The 17,184-nt window shown below is 51.5% G+C and carries 10 protein-coding genes; 1 reads left to right on the forward strand and 9 read right to left on the reverse strand.

Annotation, left to right across the window (positions count from 1 at the left end; translation table 11 throughout):
• Positions 1–60 precede the first annotated feature (60 nt).
• The 9 genes from AC0MA3_RS08685 to pheS all read right to left on the reverse strand — a co-directional run bounded on the left by AC0MA3_RS08685 (position 61) and on the right by pheS (position 14,503).
• Positions 61–1,254: a sugar ABC transporter permease gene (locus AC0MA3_RS08685; RefSeq protein WP_379160395.1), complete on the reverse strand. Its 1,194-nt coding sequence runs from the start codon at positions 1,252–1,254 to the stop codon at positions 61–63.
• A 2-nt stretch (positions 1,255–1,256) separates the two neighbouring features.
• Positions 1,257–2,768 (reverse strand): xylose ABC transporter ATP-binding protein, encoded by a 1,512-nt coding sequence (locus AC0MA3_RS08690; protein ID WP_474655874.1) that lies wholly within the window; start codon positions 2,766–2,768, stop codon positions 1,257–1,259.
• A 78-nt stretch (positions 2,769–2,846) separates the two neighbouring features.
• A complete protein-coding gene (xylF, locus tag AC0MA3_RS08695; RefSeq protein ID WP_474655991.1) occupies positions 2,847–3,905 on the reverse strand; it encodes a D-xylose ABC transporter substrate-binding protein in 1,059 nt (352 codons plus the stop codon).
• Between the two features lie 237 nt (positions 3,906–4,142).
• A complete protein-coding gene (locus AC0MA3_RS08700; protein ID WP_474655875.1) occupies positions 4,143–5,723 on the reverse strand; it encodes a response regulator in 1,581 nt (526 codons plus the stop codon).
• Positions 5,724–5,753: 30 nt separating this feature from the next.
• Entirely contained in the window at positions 5,754–7,187 is a 1,434-nt protein-coding gene (locus AC0MA3_RS08705) for a sensor histidine kinase (protein ID WP_474655876.1), read from the reverse strand.
• On the reverse strand, positions 7,184–8,167 hold the full coding sequence (locus tag AC0MA3_RS08710; protein WP_474655877.1) for a sugar-binding protein: 984 nt from the start codon (positions 8,165–8,167) through the stop codon (positions 7,184–7,186). Before AC0MA3_RS08710 ends, AC0MA3_RS08705 begins: the two co-directional genes overlap by 4 nt.
• A gap of 139 nt (positions 8,168–8,306) precedes the next feature.
• Positions 8,307–10,472 carry a cell division protein ZapA gene (zapA, locus tag AC0MA3_RS08715; protein WP_474655992.1) on the reverse strand — a complete coding sequence of 722 codons (2,166 nt, stop codon included), beginning with the start codon at positions 10,470–10,472 and terminating at the stop codon, positions 8,307–8,309.
• A 203-nt stretch (positions 10,473–10,675) separates the two neighbouring features.
• Positions 10,676–13,120 (reverse strand): phenylalanine--tRNA ligase subunit beta, encoded by a 2,445-nt coding sequence (gene pheT, locus AC0MA3_RS08720; protein WP_474655878.1) that lies wholly within the window; start codon positions 13,118–13,120, stop codon positions 10,676–10,678.
• A gap of 348 nt (positions 13,121–13,468) precedes the next feature.
• A complete protein-coding gene (pheS, locus tag AC0MA3_RS08725; protein WP_379160377.1) occupies positions 13,469–14,503 on the reverse strand; it encodes a phenylalanine--tRNA ligase subunit alpha in 1,035 nt (344 codons plus the stop codon).
• A gap of 1,029 nt (positions 14,504–15,532) precedes the next feature.
• Here pheS and AC0MA3_RS08730 point away from each other — a divergent pair.
• Positions 15,533–17,137, forward strand: coding sequence for a diguanylate cyclase domain-containing protein (locus tag AC0MA3_RS08730; RefSeq protein ID WP_474655879.1), 1,605 nt, complete (start codon positions 15,533–15,535; stop codon positions 17,135–17,137).
• Positions 17,138–17,184 lie beyond the last annotated feature (47 nt).

A 17,184-nucleotide genomic window follows, 5' to 3' on the forward strand; every position in this document is an offset into this window, starting at 1 on the left:
CGGCCTAAAGGGACTTCCCCTAGGCCGGCTGCTGCTGTTCCTATCCGGTTGCCTATAACTCTACTTCACACCTTTGCTCCGGTTGGAAATGTCCAACCAGACGGCTATTACCAGAATAGAGCCTTTCACTACATACTGCCAAAACGATTCCAGCCCCATAAGTGACATTCCGTTATCAAGCGAGGTCATCACTAGTGCCCCGATGAGTGCGCCGATCACTGTCCCCGCTCCACCCATCAGTGAGGTTCCCCCAATCACGCAAGCGGCAATGGCATCCATCTCCGCCATATTCCCTGCAGTGATCGTGGCAGAAGCAAGACGTGAAGTTAACACGACAGCAGCGATAGAGCCCAGCAGTCCGCTAAGCAGAAAGATCAGCATGGTCTTTCGTCTGATATTGATTCCGGAGAGACGAGCAGCCTCAATATTACCGCCAATAGCATAGATATGGCGTCCAAATGTTGTTTTGGTTGAAATAAAATAAAAAATCGCTGCCAGTACGATTACAAAAATAATAGGAAAAGGAATCCCTTTATAGTTGTTCATCACAGCTACGAAGACTACTACTAGCAATGCCAGCGCTGCAACCTTCGCAATATCCATACTCAGCGGAGCAATTTCGAAGCCGTATTTTTTACGGGAACGCCGTTTATTGAATGCGCTCCAGAGCAGAAATCCTACCGCCAGAACGCCAAGCGAAATGCCAAAGCCCCGAGCAAAATAAGCATTTCCAAGCATGGCGAGCACAGGGTCGGATACCGGAATCGTCATGGATTCCGTCACCCCCATCAGCACCCCGCGGAACACCATCATCCCGCCCAGGGTGACAATGAAGGCGGGAATCATTTTGTACGCCACCAGCCAGCCTTGAAGCAGTCCCAGCACCGCCCCGGCGGCAAGGGTGCCGAGAATGACGACGATAGCTGGCAGCTCCAGCCAATTGCTCAGTATGGCTGCTATTCCGCCAGTCAATCCGACAATGGAGCCGACCGACAGATCGATGTGCCCTGCCACAATGACCAGCACCATTCCAATGGCCAGAATGGATGTCACTGACATTTGCGTAAATAGATTCGACAGATTCCGCGAAGTCAAGAAGGTGGGATTAAGGACTCCAAACAGCACCCATATCAAGATTAATGCCCCTACCATCGTGTATGCGCGGATATCCATTTTGCCGAACAGGCCACGCAACTGCGATCTTCCCGCAACTTGTACTTTCTCCGGGTCCTGAATTTCATTTTGCAGCTGCATCTCTATTTACCTCCCGTAGCGGCCAGCATGATGTTCTCCTGCGTGGCCTCACGCCAATGATATTCCCGCACAAATTGCCCTTCACACATAACCAGAATCCGGTCACTCATTCCCAGCACCTCCGGAAGCTCTGAGGAAATCATAATAATCGCCACTCCCTGTTCAACCAGATGGTTCATCAAGTTATATATTTCATATTTCGCTCCAACATCGATTCCGCGGGTAGGTTCATCCATAATCAGTATTTTCGGGTCGGACATCAACCATTTCCCTACAACCACCTTTTGCTGGTTCCCTCCGGAAAGTGTACCCACGGGCGTCTCCAGCGAGGCCGTCTTCGTCTTCAGGTCCTGCACATAACGGCGTCCCCATTTAATTTCCTCATTCTCGTTAATGACACCCCACCTGGATACTTTGCCAAGCGTCGCCAGGGTTGTATTCCTTTTCACATCCATTCCCATCACCAATCCCTGACGTTTGCGGTCTTCGCTGACCAGGGCGATTCCTGCTTTAATGGCTTCAGCAATGGAACGGATCTTCACAGCCTTCCCTTCAATGTGCACACTTCCTTCAGACTTGCCCGCATAAGCTCCGAACAAACTGCTTACCAGCTCTGTCCGCCCCGCTCCCATAAGTCCGGAGATCCCGAGAATCTCACCCTTGCGGAGTGTAAAATGAATATCATGCAGCACCTTTTGATGACGCTTCTCCGGATGCCAGACGTTGTAATCCCTTACCTCCAGCACGACTTCTCCCGGCGAATGCTCCATGCGTGGATAGCGTTCCGTCAATTCTCTCCCAACCATTAGAGACACAACCTTGTCGTCATCGGTTTCTCTGCGGTCAAGCGTAGTAACGGTCCGGCCGTCCCGAAGAACCGTAATGGAATCTGCCAAGGCAAAGACCTCCGGCATTTTGTGTGAGATATATACACAGGAAACACCCTCGCTCCGAAGCTGGTTCAAGATGCCCATCAGGATGGACACTTCACTTTCGGTCAAGGCTGCTGTAGGCTCATCCAGAATCAGAATCCTGGTGTGCTTGGAGAGGGCTTTGGCGATTTCCACCAACTGCTGCTGGCCTATTCCGAGATTGCCGATTTTGGTATCCGGTGACAGGTTCAGGCCTACTTTTTTAAGCCAAAGCGAAGCCTGATGATACAGCTCATCCCATTGTATTGCGCCTCTCCTGCAGGGCTCTGCACCCAGAAAAATATTCTCGCCGACAGTCATCTCTTTGACGAGGGCCAGCTCCTGATGAATGATGGCGATACCCGCCTTTTCTGCGTCTGTGATTTTATGAAACTCCTTTTTCTCTCCGCTGATTATGATTTCACCGCTGTAAGAGCCTGCGGGATACAGGCCGCTTAGCACCTTCATCAGCGTAGATTTCCCAGCACCATTCTCTCCGCACAAAGCGTGGATTTCTCCTTGCTTGACCTTGAAGTTCACATGATCCAGCGCCTTGACTCCAGGGAACTCCTTGGTGATGTCCATCATTTCCAACACATACATTCCTTCTGTCCCCTTTCCGACCTCTAACCGGCAGAGGACGGAACATTCCGTTCCGCCTCTCTTGCCGCAAAGGCTGACTTATTGCTTCGGCCACTGATCCTTGGGAACGTTTTTGTACACATCCTCAAGCTTGTGAAAACCATCTTTAATCAGGACGTCCAGATTCTCCTTGTTGACCGCAATGGGATCAAGCAGCACAGAAGGAACATCAATTTTTCCATTATTCACTGTTTTATCAGTAGAAATGGATTCCCCTTTAGCAGCCGCTACCGCCATTTCAGCAGCTTTGGTCGCAATTGCATTGATAGGTTTGTAGACTGTCATCAATTGTGTGCCTTCGGCGATGCGCTGGACGGCAGCCAAATCGGCATCCTGCCCGGATACCGGGATTTTACCAGCCATTCCCTGTGCCGTCAGCGCCTGTATGGACCCGCCAGCAGTTCCGTCATTGGCAGCAACCACGCCCTGAACGTCATTGTTATTCGCTGTCAGAGCATTCTCCATATTCTTCAGTGCTTCTTCAGGCTTCCAGTCCTTGGAGAACTGATCATAGACAATTTTGATATCGCCCTTTTCTTCAAGCGGCTTCAAAATATTCATGGCCCCTTCTTTAAACATATGGGCATTGTTGTCGGTATCCGCTCCGCCAATATAGACGATGTTGCCTTTAGGCGCCTTATCAATCACGGCCTGGGCCTGGAACTCCCCGACCCGTACATTATCAAAGGAGATATAATAATCGACCTCTGCGTTGTTGATCAGACGGTCATAAGCAATTACTTTAATGCCTTCCTTATGGGCTTTTTCTACGATTGGAGCTGTAGCTTCAGCGTTGTGGGCAATCACTACGAGCACATCTACTCCCTGGGAGATCAGCTGTTCCGCCTGGCTCAATTGCGTTGCATCATCCCCATTAGCCGCGAGCACCTTCACTTCGCCTCCCAGTTCTTCCACTTTGGAAGTGAAGATGTCCCGGTCCTTTTGCCAGCGTTCCTCTTTCAGCGTATCCATCGACATTCCAATTACAATTTTGCCTCCGTCTTTGGTGTTCGCTGCAGGTTCCTCCGCTTTCTGTTGATCTCCGTTTGAGACTACTCCACAGCCCGCCAGGGAGGCAGTCAACAATAAAGCAGCCATCCCTAAAGAAATGAATTTACCGTATTTTCTCACGCTTTCTTCGCCCCTTTTCTCCGCTAAATAAGTTTGATTGCGCTTACAAAAAAATTCTAGCATGTTTATTCCAGCCCCGGTGTCTCCAATACCTGCACTCTTTTACCTTCTGCCCGCACTCCATTGTTCTCTCATGTAATGTAAATCTTTCCAGAAGCTTTCATAGGAAAAAACGGGGATGCAACGCAAAAAAGTCCTTGTTGGTTAACAAGGACTTTGTTTCTCACTCAGTAGTCTGAATTCGCTCGGTGTCATGCCGGCAGCTTTTTTGAAGACCCTGCTGAAGTAATTCGGGTCCTTATAGCCCACCTCGTAACAGATTTCCTTAAGGCTTAAGCGCTCTTCGGAAATCAGACGTTTTGCCTCATTGATCCTTAATCGCGTAATGTAGTCAATAAAGGTTTCACCTGCATGCTGCCTGAATAATTTACTGAAATAATGAGGACTCAGATTCACATACTCTGCTGTCTGCTCCATGGAAATATCCTCTTTATACTTCTGGCTGATGTAGAAAAGCGCCCGCTGCTGCACATGGGAACGGCTATGCTCCCGCTCTTCCCTCAGGCTGTCGAAGATAGCCTCCAGCCAGGATTCTGCTGACATCCTAAAGGAGCCGGGGTCCTCCAAAGCATTAAGCGTAGCAATCATCTTCGCGCCGGCTGCGAAATGGACTCCTCTGGCGAGGAACAGCAGCAGGCCAATTACTTCACCGCGCAAAGCAACGAAGGACCGGTTCCCTTCTTCCTCAAAATGGTCATACACTACACCAAAACGCTCCACTGCCTCCTGCTTATTGTGCTGCAGCAGGGCATCCAGCAGTTTTTTTTCATCATCCAATGAAATGGCAGTCTGTCCGGAGCTCTGTATCATATCATCAAAATGGCGTACACTCAGCGGGTCGTTGTTGTCGGCGCATACACGAGCTGCCTCCCGGTAGGAACGGCTAAGCCCGTCCCAGCCTTCACGAATGGAGCCGATGCCAACCGAGACCGACAGTTGAAACCGGTCCTCCACCAGACTGCGGAGACGCTCCCCCCAGTCCAGGGAGCTGACACGCTGGGAATACCCCGTACGTCCCGGAGACAACGGGATAAACAGTGCCATCTGATGACCGATCACAGGTCCGGCGATGCCACCCAGACCTGATTTCACAAATTGTTTAATGGCCTCGTAAATATCCCGCTTGGCCAACTGGAAGTCGCTCCATTCCTCTTTGGAGTGCCGGGGAAATGACAACAGCATAGCATACCCTTTGCTCCACTGCAGGTTCAGAAGCCCGGCCAGCTGTTCAAGCTCCACTTCCTGCACATATTCCAGCATCAGCATTAGGGAAAGCTCATTCTCGGCGAGCGGGAGCAGGTGGGCCAGCTTCTCCTGAAGCTCGAGCTGTTCATTCCGCCTGCACCTCTCCTCCTGTGTTTCGGCAATCAGCTGCCTCAGGACCTCCATCACCTCCTCACATCTGGCCGGCTTCAGCAAATAATCACGTACTCCCAGCGACAGTCCTTCCTTTGCGTAGGAGAAATAATCATGGGCAGTTATCATGACTATTTTAGCCGAGGGGTGCTTAGCCGAAATTTGCCGGACCGCCTCCAATCCGTGAATACCCGGCATTTTGATGTCCATGAAGATAAAATCCGGCCTGTTCTCCTCCGCAAGCTGTATGGCCTTCCGTCCATTCTCCGCATGCAGAAATTCGAACATATCCGGCAAACAATTCCGGATCATCATCTCCAGCCCTTCCCGTTCCAGTGGTTCATCATCAGCAATAAGCAGGTTGTACATCCGTGTATTCCCCTCTCTGATTCCCGGGTCTTAGACCAACGGGCGGTAAGGCAATCTGAACAATACGGCCGTCCCTTGCCCTTCACTGCTGTCGATTTCAATCCGCTGTTCTCCTTCAAAAAATAAATGCAGCCTTTTGAATACATTATGTGTGCCAAGTCCGGTGGACTGGCCTTTTCCGCTAAAACGGGGGGCTTCCTCCCGAATCGATTCCATTAGCCTGTCTACGGTCTCACGGTTCATCCCTACGCCATTATCACTAATTCTGATATTCACACGTCCTTCGTCATGCCTGATCGACAGCTCCAGCACCGCCCCTTCCTCCATATGCTCCAGACCGTGCACGAAGGCATTTTCAAAAATCGGCTGCAGCGTCAGACATGGAATCATTCCCTCCAGCGCCTGTTCTTCAATATCCATCACAAAGGTAATCCGTTCACGAAAACGCGCCTTTTGAATATTGATATATTCTGTAACATGCTCCACCTCCTCGCGCAGCGGAACAGCCTGATCCAGCTTCTGCAGGTTATAACGGAGCAGACGCGAAACGGAGACGGTCAGATCACTTGTTTTGGCTGCCCCTTCCAGATAAGCCAGCTTGGCAATAGAATTCAGCGTATTGAACAGAAAGTGAGGGTTGATCTGACTTTGCAGCATTTTCAGCTCCAGCTCCTTGACCAGCCGATCCTTCTCCAGGCTCTTGATATTCTCCGCCATCAGTTCCTGGATATTATCGATCATTCCGTTAAAGGCCCGGCATAAAATACTAATCTCGTCGTTGTTAATACTCTCCGGGGCCTTGGTGTCCATCCGGCCTTTCGATATTTGCTTGGCGGTCGCCACCAGCCGGCGAATCGGCCCCGTTATACTACTCGAAAGCCAGATCGCCATAAAGATACTCAGCACCGCCGCAGTAATAACCAGTTGAATCCCCAGCTCGTTGAGCTTGTCCGTTGTGGACATAATCTCCTCATATATCGGCTTATACTGATCCAGCTCCATATCGACCAAAGCCTGCGCTTCCTCACGAATGAACTTTTCCGTCTGCTCCGTTTCGATATACGCCCCAGCCAACGTATTGGAATCCTGAACATCAATCTCCGCGATCATCTGCTTCGCCTGTTCCAGAAATGTATCCATGATATTGCGGTAATTCATAAGAGGAAGGTCGCTGCCGCCTATCGTCTCCACACTCTCCAGCCTCTCCCGCAGTTCCACCGCGGCATTCAGATGTTTTTCTACTTCCGGAAAGCTGCCGGCATCCACCTGCATGATCAAACGGTTCATCGACCGCATGGTCTCCCCAACCTCGTACGAAACTTCCTTGTATAGCAAAATCCGGTTCATCATCAGATGATAGCTCTCCTGCACATTTTTCCCGCTCTCAAACAGAAAAAAGGAGACGGAGCTCATCAGCAGCACAAGCAGCGGGATACAAATCAACAGCTTTTTGCGGATACTCACAGGCTCTCCCCTTCCTGAACATTGGATTGGTCCAGTATCCGTACCTCTGTGTAGTATTCCTGCTGCAGCGGGATTCCCTGAAAATGCTCATGAAGCAGTCTTACAGCCATATCCCCCATCAGGAAGGGCTGCTGTGCCACGGTGGCCTTAATCTCACCCCTTGTTATGGCAGCGAGTGTCTCTTCCTGGTTGTCAAAGCCTATGATCGTCAGTGAACCGTTCTTTATACTCTTGGAAGCCTTAAGAACCCCTAACGCGTCCGTAGAGCTGGTCCCCACCATCACATCAATTTCAGGATGCAGCCGCAGCATGTCAGCTGCCTGCTGAATAGCCTCCATATGAGAAATGTTAGAGCTGCGGACATCCACAATTTTCAGCCCACTGTAGTTCTTCACGATATGGCTTAAGCCATTCAGACGCTGCAGCTGATTTTTGGCCTGTTCACTGCCGATGATCACCCCGATTCTCCCTTTCCCTCCGGTTGCCTGCACAACCATGCGGCCAAGGGTTTCGCCCGCCGCTACATTATCGGTCCCTACATAAGCCAGCCGTTTGCTCTCCGGAGCATCGGTATCAATGGTAATCACAGGAATTCCAAGCTCCACGGCTTTATCGATCACCGGAGTGAACTTCTCATCATTCAGTCCCTGTACAATAATGGCGTCCACGCGGGCCGCAATTGCTTTTTCCAGCAGACTGATCTGTTCCTCCATGTTGTTGCGGACCGGACCGGTAAATTCAATATCGATCCCGTATTTCTCAGCGGATTCTTTTGCACCTTTCTCAACCATCTCCCAATACGGGTGATATCGTTCCTGTTCGATCAGCACAATATGGTAACCAGGCTTACGCTCACCCGGATGCCCGCTTAATTCCTTAACAATGCTGCCCATGCGGGCGGAATGATTGGCAAAACCAATAAATAAATAAGCCTGTAGAAGAAATAATACAATGACACCGCCCAGCCATTTTTTATCCATTCAACTCACCTCATCCACATCCTAACCCGGAATGTAAACGGTTGCAATATTTGCATATGATTTTTTCCACACAGAAAAGGGCTGTTACCCATGCAGTACCTCTGCTTGGGCCAGCCCCTTCTCTTCATGCGTCCGCTATTCAACTGTCCTGTTCGATCAGTTGAATCCATTCATTATATTCACTCTGGAGCTTGGCATATTCCGCCTGAAGTCTGCGATGCTCCTCCGAGAGCTTGTCCATCTCGCTCTGCTGGAGCTCATGCTGTGCCTGCACCAGACGCAACTGGCCCTGCACCAGCTCAAAGTTCTCGCCGATCTCGGCAAGCTGCTCCTGCACTAGCTCGTGTTCACGGCTCATGGAATCCGTTACCGCCTCGGCCTTGCCCGCTTCCTGCTCCCAAATCTCAATCTCTTCACGAAGCTGTGCTTCCGTCTCGCTCCATTGCTGCTGACTCTGCTGGAGCTCCTCGTACTTACATTTCCAGGAAGCCTCCACCTCGCGGGTCTCCCGCAGCATTTCCTGCTGCTCTGCCGCCGTAGCGGCGGCTTCCCTTCCAGCTTCGTACAGCTCTTCCAGACGGCGGGCGGTTTCTTCGCCTTCCGCCTCCAGAAGCTCGTATCTTTCTTTCAGCTGCTCACCGTCCTGCAGTACTTCATCATACTGCGCGATAAGCTCCTCATAACGTACGCGCAGTGCGACAAGCTCCTTGCGGGAGGCTTCCGCTTCTTCGCGGTATTGCTCCCTCTCTGTCTCCGCTTCGGCCCGCCGCGCGGATTCACGGTCAAGCTGCTGCACCATGCCGTCGGCTTGCCCCCGCAGTGTCTCAATCTCACTCTGCAGTGCCACAGACTTCTCTTCCGATTCCAGCAGCTTCATCTCCAGCTCCCCGATATCCTCCATGTGCTTGTCGGCAAGCTCTTTCCAGTCCGCTGCTTCTGCTGCAGACAGATTCAACTGGCCTTGCAGCTGATGCAGGCCAGACTTGGCTTCACCAAGAGACTGGCGAAGGGTTGAAGCTTCTTCCTGCTTATCTTCATAACGCTGGCGCAGTTCACCCAGTTCTGCACTGAGCAGGTCTCCGAGTTCATTTGCAGCACGCAGCTCTTCCTGCACCCGGCTAAGACCCTCCGCAGTTTCCCGCAGCGAAGCTTGGAGTCCTGCCGATTCGTTCTGCGCAGCCTCATGACGCTGGCGCAGGTTCTCCAGCTCGTCCCGCTGCAGTGTTCCCTGCTGCACGGCCGTATGAAGCTCCTCTGTCAGCTGTTCTTCCCGCTTCAGCACAGCCTCGTATTGAGCCAGCAGAGTCATTCGGGCATCACGTTCACCCTTCAGCCCAGCTTCAGCTGCACGCAACCTAGACTGCAGTTGCCCGGTGCCGCCGCGCAGCTCGCCCAGCTGCTTCTCCAGCTCCTGCACTTGCTGCTTATGACGATGCTCCTGCGTGCCTTGCGACTGCCGCAGTTCCTTATTCTTGGCAAGCTCCTTCTGAAGCGCCTCGCGTTCCTCTGTGAGTTCCTTTTCCAGTGCAGACTTGGTATCTGCCAGCTCCCTGCCCAGTGACGAACGGATCTCTACAATCTCGCCTCCGAGCGATTCCCGGGTCTGTGCGAGCTCCATTTCAAGCTGGGACAGAGTTTCTTTCTTCTCCTGGTCCAGCATCTCTCTCAGAGTCTCCAGCTCCAGCAGATGCGCAGCTTTGAGTTCTTCAAGCTGCTGCAGACGGGCCGCCTCAGCGGCAGCAAGCTCCTGCCGGTGGCTCTCACGGGCAGCAGCCTGCTCCTGCTCATAGCTCCCGCGCAGAGACAGCAGCTCCGCTTCACGCGCCTTAAGCTCTTCAGCCAGCTGCTCTCTGGCGGCTGTTGCTGCCTTCTCCGCTTCCAGCAGCGCCTCCGCATGAAGCTTGCGCTCCTGCTCCTGAATCTCAAGATGCCGCCTGCGCTCCTCTTCGGCAGCGGCAATCAGACGGGCGGCTTCCTCCCGGGCGGCGGCTTCCATCTGTTCGTACTCTTCCTGCCGCTCCTTCTGCGCTTCCGTAAGACGTGCAACTTCTACACGCAGCTCCGTACGCTCTCCGGTCAGCATGTTCAGCTCATTCTTAAAGTCCTGTACCTGAATGGCCTGCTCTGCCATATGTACGGCAGCAAGCACCGCGATCCGCGGGGTATCTAATCGATTATGAGATTTGGAGATTGCACGCATATGCTCGTCTACATAGCGGGCAACCTGTTTCATATATTCAGTGCTGCTTCCGACAAGTTTGTAAGAAGTTCCATATATCTCCACGGCGACACGAGTCCGGTCCATAGCCACAGTTGTGCCCTCCTTTGTATGTGTGCGGATTCTAAGCTGGTATCCCTGCTCCTATTGTAGCGTGATTTATTCTCTTTTGCCAAAAAGCCGTTTATTTCATAGATTATGCCGGTGGCCGCCGCAGCTTCAAGCGTTAGAAAAAAGCCGCAGCGAACTCCGTTTCTAAAGGGATTCGCTGCGGCTTTGCACAATTCCTGCTACTTTCTTAATTCGGCGCCAAAAGTTTGCTGAAGTGCGGATACGACTCTTTCATGCGCTTCTACAACCTCTTCGTCGGTCAGTGTGTGATCCGTATGACGGTACAGCAGCGAAATGGCAACGCTCTTCTTGCCGCTCTCCATCTTGCCTCCCGTGTATACATCAAATACCTGAACATTCTGCAGCAGAGTTCCGCCGTTCTCACGGATGGAAGCCAGCAGGTGCCCTGCAGGCACTGCAGAATCCACCACAACTGCGATATCCCGCTCCATACCCGGGAAGCGCTGCAGCTCAGTATATTGCAGATTGGTGCGGGCGTTGCTGTAGAGTGGCTTAAGCAGGAGCTCGGCCACATAGGTATCTTCCAGATCCAGTCCGCGCTGCAGCTCAGGATGGAGCTGGCCAAATGTTCCCAGCTTCACTCGTCCTTCTGTACCCTGCAAGTATATCGATGCCGAACGGCCCGGGTGGTAATTCTCCGGAGCGTCGCCTTCGTAAACCACACTATCCGTTAGGCCCAAGTGGCTAAATACTGTTTCAAGTGCACCTTTCAGGTCGAAGAAGTCCACAGGCTGTTCAGCAACATTCCATTGCTTGGACGTACGGCTTCCACTCAGCAGAAGTCCGAGCACCGGGAGCTCACGGGGCTGGCGGGTAAGCTGCTCTTCATCCGTGAAGAACACATTCCCGATCTCGAACAGCGCCAGATCACTTTGGCGGCGGTTAGTGTTGTAGCGGGCGATCTCCAGCAGCTGTGGAATCAGACTGGTGCGCAGTACGCTGCGGTCCTCGCTCATCGGCATCGCCAGTTTGACAGACAGCTGGCCTTCAGAAAACGCCGGGAAAAGCTTGCTCTGCTCCGGCTGAATGAAAGAGTACCCCATAACCTCCTGATAGCCGCCATGTGCCAGCAGACGGCGCAGTTCACGGCGCTGGGACTGCTCGCTCGTCAGTGCTCCTGGTGTAGTCACACCTTCAATCAAAGTTGTAGGGATATTGTCATACCCGTATAACCGGGCGATTTCTTCAATCAGATCGACATCATAGCTGATATCACCGCGTCTTGTCGGAACCTGCACCTCGACGAGACCTTGCGCGGCATCTCCATACTTGAAATGCAGACGGCTGAATATAGTCTTCACTTCCAGCAAAGACAGCTCTGTACCGAGATAGCGATTTAGCTTCTCAATGGATAAGGTGATTACCTTCTCCTCCACCGAGCCGCTGCCTGCCTGAACAATCCCTTCATGCACAGTACCCCCGGCATAACGGGCCAACAAGGCTGCTGCCCGGTTCAATGCAGGAATAACAGAATTCGGGTCCACTTCCTTCTCGAAGCGGAGAGAAGCTTCAGAGCGCAGTCCCAGCTGACGGGAGGTTTTGCGGACGGTTCCGCCATCGAATTTGGCTGATTCCAGCACAATATTCACGGTTTCACCTGTTACTTCACTATCCAGTCCGCCCATCACACCAGCCAGGCCTACAGCCTTCACTCCATCCGCTATGACAAGCATTTGCGGCTCCAGCTTACGCTCCTGGCCGTCAAGCGTGGTCAGAATCTCACCTTCCTTGGCAAACCGCACACCCAATACGCCGCCTTCCACTTTATCGGCGTCAAACGCATGTAGAGGCTGTCCGTACTCCAGCATTACGTAATTGGTAATGTCCACGATGTTATTAATCGGACGTACCCCTGCAGCCATCAGACGGTTCTGAATCCAGAGCGGAGATGGGGCAGGCTTCACTCCGGCAATGTAACGTACCGAATAATGCGCACAGTATTCTTCGTCCTCAATCCGGACGGAGATGGAGTCCGATGCCAGTCCGCCCGCCTCAACGATATCCGCTGCCGGATCAGGCAGCTTAAGCTCCCGTCCCAGAATGGCGCTTACTTCATAAGCGGCTCCAATCATACTAAGACAGTCGGAACGGTTCGGGGTCAGATCGAAATCCAGAACCTCATCATTCAGGTCAAGCACCTTCAGGATGTCTTGACCGATTTCCGTATCCTCAGGAAGCACCAGAATACCCTCTTGCAGCTCCTTGGGGAGCAATTTATCGTTGAGCCCGAGCTCCTTGGCGGAACAGATCATCCCTTGCGACAATACACCGCGAAGCTTAGCCTTTTTGATATCCAGACCCGGAAGCTTTGCACCTACTAATGCAACCGGGACTTTCTGGCCCGCGGCCACATTCTTGGCTCCGCAGACGATCTGCAGATCCTCGCCTTGTCCGGCGTCTACGATGCACACATTCAGCTTATCAGCATCCGGATGCTTTTCTTTCGATTTAACATAACCAACCACGATACCGGACAGGCCTTTGTTGCGGCGCTCCACACCGTCGATCTCGATGCCGGCGGTCGTGATTTTCTCGGCCAGCTCATCTGCGGTAACGCCCTCAAGCGATATATAATCCGTGAGCCAGGAGGTTGATACTTTCATGTTCGCACACTTCCTTTTGTGTCAAATGTATTTATCTACGTGCCGGGTTTGCTTGCTGCGCCGAGAGAAGTCTGATAAGGACTTGGCTCTGCATTCCTTCTTCGAAAATTCCTATTAATGCAGTCACTACGATAAACATTTGGACTTCCGATCGCTGTTATCCTCAGATTTCCTGATTTTAACCGCTTATCGCGGAAGAAATCCGAGGATAAAGGCGAACGCTGGCGCTTCTCCAGTTCCAAATTTTCTCTTCGTTCCTTGTTTTAATAGTCTTTTTATGAATCCGAAATCGGAACCCAAATCCAAAACGCCTCCCATTCCCGCCCAGCCCGCTAACCCGCCAAAATTCTAAATCCCCTTGAACTGCTTCACAAAAGCCATATCATTCGTATAGAAATGGCGGATATCATCGATGCCGTACTTCAGCATGGCAATCCGCTCCACGCCCATACCGAAAGCGAAGCCACTGTACTCGGCAGGATCATAACCGCCCATTTCCAGCACGTTCGGGTGAACCATGCCGGCACCGAGGATTTCCAGCCAGCCGCTCTGCTTGCACAGACGACAACCGTCACCACCGCATTTGAAGCAGCTTACATCCACCTCAACACTCGGCTCGGTGAACGGGAAGAAGCTTGGACGCAGCCGGATGCCTGTATTCGGTCCGAACATCTCCTTCACGAACTGCTGCAGCGTGCCCTTCAGATCGCTCATGCGGATATGCCGTCCAATCACGAGGCCTTCGATCTGATGGAACTGGAAGGAGTGGGTCGCATCGTCGTCGTCACGGCGGAATACTTTGCCTGGACAGATGATTTTAACAGGAGTTTCGCCCTTCATAGCCTGCATGGTGCGGACCTGAACCGGTGATGTCTGTGTGCGCATAAGGATATCCTCTGTCAAATAGAAGGAATCCTGCATATCACGTGCCGGATGGTTCTTCGGCAGGTTGAGCGCTTCAAAGTTATAGTAATCGGTCTCCACCTCTGGCCCTTCCGCCACCCGGTAGCCCATGCCGATGAAAATATCCTCGATCTCCTGAACCACCCGGCTCAGTGGATGAATCCCGCCTTGCGGCAGTGCGCGGCCCGGTAGAGTTACGTCTACTTTTTCCGCGTTCAGCCGGTTTTGGGTCTCCTGCTGCTGGAAGGCTTCCTGCTTGGCTCCGATAATATCCTCAATGGCACTCCGCACCAGATTGGCCACTTGGCCAATCACCGGGCGCTCCTCCGCGCTAAGTCCGCCCATGCCGCGTAATACCTCTGTAAGTTCGCCTTTTTTACCCAAGTACTTTACACGCAAATCGTTCAGAACCTGCGGATCGGTAACTTCCTCCAGCTTCGCTAACGCTTCGACCTTTAATGCTTCTAGCTTCTCTTTCATACCGTGTACTGCCCCCTTGTCATGGTGTTATCAAGTGAAAACGTCTATACCGTTCTGTTAAGGACGGTATACGTTTCAGCGAGAAATATAAGGAAAATGGATAGCGTATAGCCTACAAATTCTTATATTCCCAACAAAAAAAGGCCTTTCCTCCCGGTAAGGGACGAAAAGACCGTGGTACCACCCTTGTTAGACTGTCTGCAGCTCATCCCAAGAGCAATATTCCTGCTATTGGCATGACCAAGACCTGTCTCACTCTAGCAGATATAACGGTCTGCGGCCGGTTTCCCCTACGCTCTCCTTCAAGCAAGGCTTGAAAGAAATTCAAGGAACTGCTCCGGAGTGAACTTCGGCAGCTCTGCTCTCTTAGACACGCTCTCAATCAACGGCGTCTCCTCCCTGTAAGCCAGGCACTGCGTACTCTTCTCCATCACTGCATTTATCATGGATGTTGCTGAATGAACCTCATCTTCTGCTTAAGAAGATATGTCTATTTATTATATGCAAAATCAGCTGTTTTGACAAGCGGGACAAATTTTTCCGCCTGGATTGGTGCGTGGTGCCTATAGCCCTGGACCCTTATCTGCGGAATATTAATCAGAGAGGGTATCGCTAGCAGAAAAGTTGGGTAATAGGACTCAAGGGCTGGAATATCCATAAGGAAGCAGGCTATACATAATCTTTTTATTTTTGAAGCGACAACTCTAAAATTTCAATACCAATCTCCCCGGATCAAGGTTTGAACCTGAGCCGATGCTTCCGGAGTCTGGAGATTATTAAGATTTATCCATTTTTTAACAGGCAATTGCTGAACATGAGTGCTTCCTTTATACTGATGAGAAGAAACTTCGATCATACCGGGAGATTCATTCCTGCCACCCCATTCTTCCCCTGCTTTGTATGACTCGCTTGGATTCCTATCTCTTCTTTATCCTGCACACATAAGCAATACGTCCACATATGGATATATTTAGCGTGTTATTGACAACATTGTTGAATACTTAATAGCATTTGCAGGAGGTGGATGAAGTGGCAGGTTTACCAGGCATCAAAAATACACGCAGGCTTATCCTGTTATTCGCCGCTATCTCCGTTCTTCTGGTGAGTATCAGTATTGCTTCCCTTCTATATTTGAATCATACGATGAACAAACTATCCGCTTCCTTATATAACGATGTCTATCAGAATTCCGAGCTCATTCTGAATGCCGACCGCGACCTGTACCAGTCTGCCTTGGCCCTTCATACTGCTATCAATGGAAATATTACCGCCGAGGAGCGCAGCAGGCTGTCCCAGGATTTTGAAGAGAATAATAACCAGGCGAAGCAGCGGCTTAGCATGGCAAGCTATAACATTAACTCTGTAGAGAATCCATTCAGCGGGATGAAGCAGAGTGCTCAGCTGCTTACCGAGCTCAAAAATGTACTCCAAGACGTCGATGGCCCTTTTCAAACCTGGAAAGATTCAGGGAGGGAACTGATCTCACAGCGGGTACAGAGTAACTGGAACCCGGAATCCTTTTCCGCCCTCCAAACCAACACTCTTCTGAACCAAGTGCGGGAACCTCTGGACAAATCCGAAGAATTAATTGACGGCTATGCGCGGCAGGTAACTGAGGAATTCCGGGATAAAAAAAGTGCACTGTTCGCGTTATATTCCTTATTCCTGTTTATGCTGGTGCTCGTTATTATTTTCCTGTGCCGCAAGCTGATTTCCCTTCAAAATGAAATGCTTGAGGAGAAGTCACTATATCAATTAATTGGTGAGACAATGTCTGACTTTATTATTTTGACCGATCCTAACGGTCTGATCCTCTACGCTTCCCCTTCCCATTCCGGTCTGCTCGGATATATCCCTGTCAAGGGTGCTCCGCTATCCAATTATATCCGGGAGGCGGAGATTACCTGGGCTAAGCTCAAAAGTGTGGTACAGGCTACCCCGCGGATTTCCGAGCTACGCATGCGTTCAGCGGAGGGACACTGGGTATGGCTGGAAACAAAGGTTACCCCGATTAAGGGCAGCGGTGCTTTTCCAGCGCAGTTCATGCTGGTATCCCGTGAAATCACCCAACGAAAGCAATATGAGGAGCGCTTGCATAAGTTGGCCTTTTACGATCACTTGACTGCAATCCCCAACAGAGCCCATTTCAAAATGTATATGGAGAATCTGATCCATCAGCCGGAGGAACGCAAACAGGAGATTGCGCTGGCCCTGCTGGATTGCGACCGGTTCAAGCAGCTGAATGATACCCTTGGCCATCTGGCCGGGGATGAATTCCTGCAATTGCTCTCACGTGAGCTGCAGCAGACCGTCAAGGGTTCCGGCCAGGCCTTCCGGATTGGAGGAGATGAGTTCGCCGTGGTGCTGCACCGGTTCCAAAACCCTGAGATGCTTGATGAAATCCTGAACCGGCTGCTGCAGCTCTTCAATAAAACCTGGTCAATCAACCAGGGCTCCAGCTTCCATACTTCAGCCAGTATAGGAGTAGCCCTTTACCCGCAGCATGGCAGCAGCATTAATGAACTGCTCCGGGCTGCCGACCTGGCCATGTACCGCTCCAAGAATCACGGCGGCAATGAAGCCAATCTGTATAGTGAGCTGGTGGATGAAGAATATTCAGACCAGCCCAAATAAGGGATATCTGAGAACCTATGAATCGTACACACACAAAAGAGCTGTTC

Source organism: Paenibacillus sp. LS-5 (assembly GCF_056121505.1).

Excerpts from the sequence above, each read along its gene's own strand:
- AC0MA3_RS08685 (WP_379160395.1), bottom strand. The coding sequence starts at position 1,254 with ATGCAGCTGCAAAATGAAATTCAGGACCCGGAGAAAGTACAAGTTGCG.
- AC0MA3_RS08690 (WP_474655874.1), bottom strand. The coding sequence starts at position 2,768 with ATGTATGTGTTGGAAATGATGGACATCACCAAGGAGTTCCCTGGAGTC.
- xylF (WP_474655991.1), bottom strand. The coding sequence starts at position 3,905 with ATGGCTGCTTTATTGTTGACTGCCTCCCTGGCGGGCTGTGGAGTAGTC.
- AC0MA3_RS08700 (WP_474655875.1), bottom strand. The coding sequence starts at position 5,723 with ATGTACAACCTGCTTATTGCTGATGATGAACCACTGGAACGGGAAGGG.
- AC0MA3_RS08710 (WP_474655877.1), bottom strand. The coding sequence starts at position 8,167 with ATGGATAAAAAATGGCTGGGCGGTGTCATTGTATTATTTCTTCTACAG.
- zapA (WP_474655992.1), bottom strand. The coding sequence starts at position 10,472 with ATGGACCGGACTCGTGTCGCCGTGGAGATATATGGAACTTCTTACAAA.
- pheT (WP_474655878.1), bottom strand. The coding sequence starts at position 13,120 with ATGAAAGTATCAACCTCCTGGCTCACGGATTATATATCGCTTGAGGGC.
- pheS (WP_379160377.1), bottom strand. The coding sequence starts at position 14,503 with ATGAAAGAGAAGCTAGAAGCATTAAAGGTCGAAGCGTTAGCGAAGCTG.